Source organism: Rummeliibacillus pycnus (assembly GCF_050459865.1).
Classification (GTDB): Bacteria; Bacillota; Bacilli; order Bacillales_A; family Planococcaceae; genus Rummeliibacillus; species Rummeliibacillus pycnus_B.
Genome location: NZ_JBCMNM010000002.1, coordinates 1 through 3,179, shown reverse-complemented (window position 1 = coordinate 3,179; position 3,179 = coordinate 1). Strand labels below are relative to the sequence as shown.

Below are 3,179 nucleotides of genomic sequence, written 5' to 3'. Positions count from 1 at the left end.
GTCTCACCTGTCTCGCTTTCCCGCAGGACTTTGAATGTACCTCCCTGAATTAACATCGCACGAAGGAAATGCGAATGCATTTTCGAGGACTCGCCATCTTTCACTTCATAGACAGTGTTCTAATCGATAAGGCATATAACAATGGCCCATCGCCCATTTATATTCGTATTTTTTTATATCTTTCAATTATGAAAATGATTCTTTAGCTAAATATAATTATATTTTTTGAAACAAATTGGAAGTTTTTACGTATATACAGGTAATACATAATGAAGGGATGAACAGATTTAATGTTAACTGAAATAAAAGATGCCTTCCTCTTCTTATTGGACATCTATAGGGGAAATTTGCCTCAATCTGATTTATATTTACTTGGCTTGATCATGGTTATTATGCCTCTTGCTGAATCTATACAAGAAATAAGAAAGAAATCAATTGGAAGTAAAAAGTGGGCTATTATCTATTTGAAATGGATTCCTATCTCATTTTTAGTTATTTCCATTTATTTATCTGGTTTTTATTTTATTACAAATATAATTAATAATTTCATTTCTATACCTGAAGCTCTTCAGCAAGAACAAAGTTTACGATCAATTGCAATTATGTCTTTAACGATGGCGAGCATTGCTTCTTTAATTGTTGCTATTTGGAAGTTACACGCCTTCTTTGTATCTAAAAAAGTCTTATTTACTTTTATAATAAATACATTGTTTATAGTTATCGGTATGTACCTAATCAATATAATTTGGTATGAAATGATTCATCTACCATTATGGTGTTATGGATTAATTGGAGTGATTAATACTGCTATGTTTTCCTTTTTATTATTTGAGGAGAAAGAAGAGTTGTCGCAAACTCAAAATAATGCTATACAATAATTTTCCTAATAAAATTTAATTTGTAAGCACATACGAAAAGCCGAGCTAACTGCAGCTCGGCTTTTGTGTATATAAAAAGTACGGCAAGTGGGATCATCTATTACTATTAATAAGCTCTATATATTGTGAATCTCCATATCCTATTGCTGGGAAAAGATCAAATAACTTAATAATTAATTCTGATGTTGGTAAATCTTTATTTTTTGAAATATACTTTACTACTGCATTATTTTCTTTTAGCATATCTAAATATATATCTATTGCCTGACACATTACTGGATATAGTTCATTTGATGGTCTTTCATGATTTACCAATACTTCTTTGTATACAGAAGAATAGTTACCTAATTTTAGTTCAGTTTGACTTACTTTAAATTCATCTTCTCTGAAACTATTTAAGAAAACTTTGCCATCATACCCGGACTGTTCAAGATAGGCAAGTATTGTAAGCAGGTTCATTTGACAAAACATGTCTTCACCAAACCATAAAACGATACATTTATACTCTTTATTAAATAGATTGTCTAATGGGTTAATTACCTTTTTGATATAATTTTCTTTTGACTCATGGTGTCCTAATGCTCTTATTTTTATAAACGCTTCATCAAAAACTTGTTTAGTAGTCGTGTTTACACACATCGCTTCATTAAATGGAGCGTAATCAGAATCTCCCATTAGCTTTTGATCTTTAAACTCTTCATACATAAACTGACCATTCAAAATGTTGAATACGTCTTTGTCAAACAACTCACTCTTCTCATTTTGTAACTTTTCAACCTCAATTTTTCTAGAAATATTCATTCTACACCATCCCTCAAATATCTCTTCATCACACACCATTCCTCCACTTTTTCATCAAATGATTTAATATTCTTTCCTGGTATTGGACTTGTTGATGGCATTTTTGCATAATCTATTTTTTGTAATAGCTGCAGTCCCATATATTTTTTGAACACTGAATAGGCTTTCCCACCATTAAACAAGAGTAATCGAATATTGGGATATGTTATAAAAAGTTGATGAAAATCATTCGGCACTATGTTACGAATGTTAGCATCTAAACTACCTTCCCTTTCGCAAGCTTGAATCGTGTCCCATAGACCGATATGATGTTTCTTTAGTAATTCCATTCGTTTTGTATAATCATCAGGCACTTCCATCTGTAAAATTTCTCCAATGATTAACCAAAAATGATTGCGTGGATTGCCGTAATACTGTTGTTTATCAAGTGAAAGCTTACTTGGCATAGAACCCAAAATAAGTACATGCGTCGATTCATCTACAATCGGAGGTAATACATTTTGAATATTGTCATTCATCTCGATCACCTACAATCCCTTTTGATCACGTAATTCAACAATTGTTCCTTCCGGTGCTTGTACTTTGCATAAACTACCACTTTCAACAAAATAAATATCTTCACCATTTTTCTGTTGAAATGAAACCCCTATTTCGCGCAAACGTTTGACTTCCCCTTCTAAATCATCGACCCATAAGCAAAAGTGAACAATTCCCTCTTGATGCTTATTATATGTTTTTAGCTCTTCATCTTTTTTTGAAGTTTGGAGCTCGATATAGAAATCTCCTAGTTGTAACCACGAATTATAATCCCTATCGTGAAAATCCTTTGTTTCTTGAGCTAATGTAAATCCTAAAGCATTCGTATAAAATTCGATTGATTCGCTGTAATGATTTGTTTGAATACAAATATGATGAATACATCGTTTCGTCAAAATGTTAATCTCCTTTTTTTCTATTGAATAGTTTTTCACCAAAAAAATTCCACATACTAATATGCTTAGTATGTGGATCTAAATTCTAATTAGAATTTTTTTGCATTTACTTCTCGATCAGGAAAACCGAGTGCATTGACCATCACATTATATGTAGTGAATACTTCTTCATAAGCTGCTTCTGCATGTTTGATGTCTACCACAGCCTCCAAATTTGTACGTACTACAGCAAAGTCTTCTCTAAATAACTCTAATTGTTTTTTGAAAGCAGTAACTTCTGCTGATTCTTGAATTTCAGGATCCATAAATGTATATACATCAAATGAATGTTGATTTGCACAAAATCTTTCATATAAATCAAAACGTACTTTGCTTTTTTTCTTAAGACTGCGTTTTAATTCTTTCAAGCTTGTTAGTACATTTTCAGCTTGTTGTACTAACAATTCTACTGTAGTATTTGTTGAATCCATTGATATTACGACCTTTCTCAAAAAAATTCCATGTTCTGCTTTAAAATATATAATTAAATCAATTTCAGTTCCGCTACAGACGGCGCTTTCCACGGGCT

At 31.6% G+C, this 3,179-nt stretch carries 4 protein-coding genes and 1 pseudogene; 1 reads left to right on the top strand and 4 read right to left on the bottom strand.

Annotated features, from left to right (window positions below; all coding sequences use genetic code 11):
• Window positions 1–290 precede the first annotated feature (290 nt).
• Window positions 291–878 carry a hypothetical protein gene (locus ABE048_RS00110; protein WP_430308448.1) on the top strand — a complete coding sequence of 196 codons (588 nt, stop codon included), beginning with the start codon at window positions 291–293 and terminating at the stop codon, window positions 876–878.
• 93 nt (window positions 879–971) lie between these two features.
• On the opposite strand, the pseudogene ABE048_RS00105 reads toward ABE048_RS00110, so the two are convergent.
• The 4 genes and pseudogenes from ABE048_RS00105 to ABE048_RS00090 all read right to left on the bottom strand — a co-directional run.
• Window positions 972–1,688, bottom strand: a pseudogene (locus ABE048_RS00105) (AraC family transcriptional regulator); the annotation flags it as partial.
• The gene (locus ABE048_RS00100) at window positions 1,676–2,197 is read right to left on the bottom strand and encodes a DNA-deoxyinosine glycosylase (RefSeq protein ID WP_430308447.1); all 522 of its coding nucleotides are present in this window, start codon (window positions 2,195–2,197) and stop codon (window positions 1,676–1,678) included. The gene ABE048_RS00100 and the pseudogene ABE048_RS00105, both read right to left, overlap by 13 nt.
• Window positions 2,198–2,206: 9 nt before the next feature.
• Window positions 2,207–2,611, bottom strand: coding sequence for a VOC family protein (locus ABE048_RS00095; RefSeq protein WP_430308446.1), 405 nt, complete (start codon window positions 2,609–2,611; stop codon window positions 2,207–2,209).
• Window positions 2,612–2,700: 89 nt separating this feature from the next.
• Window positions 2,701–3,179: hypothetical protein (locus tag ABE048_RS00090; protein WP_430308445.1), on the bottom strand; the 479-nt coding region annotated here is incomplete at its 5' end.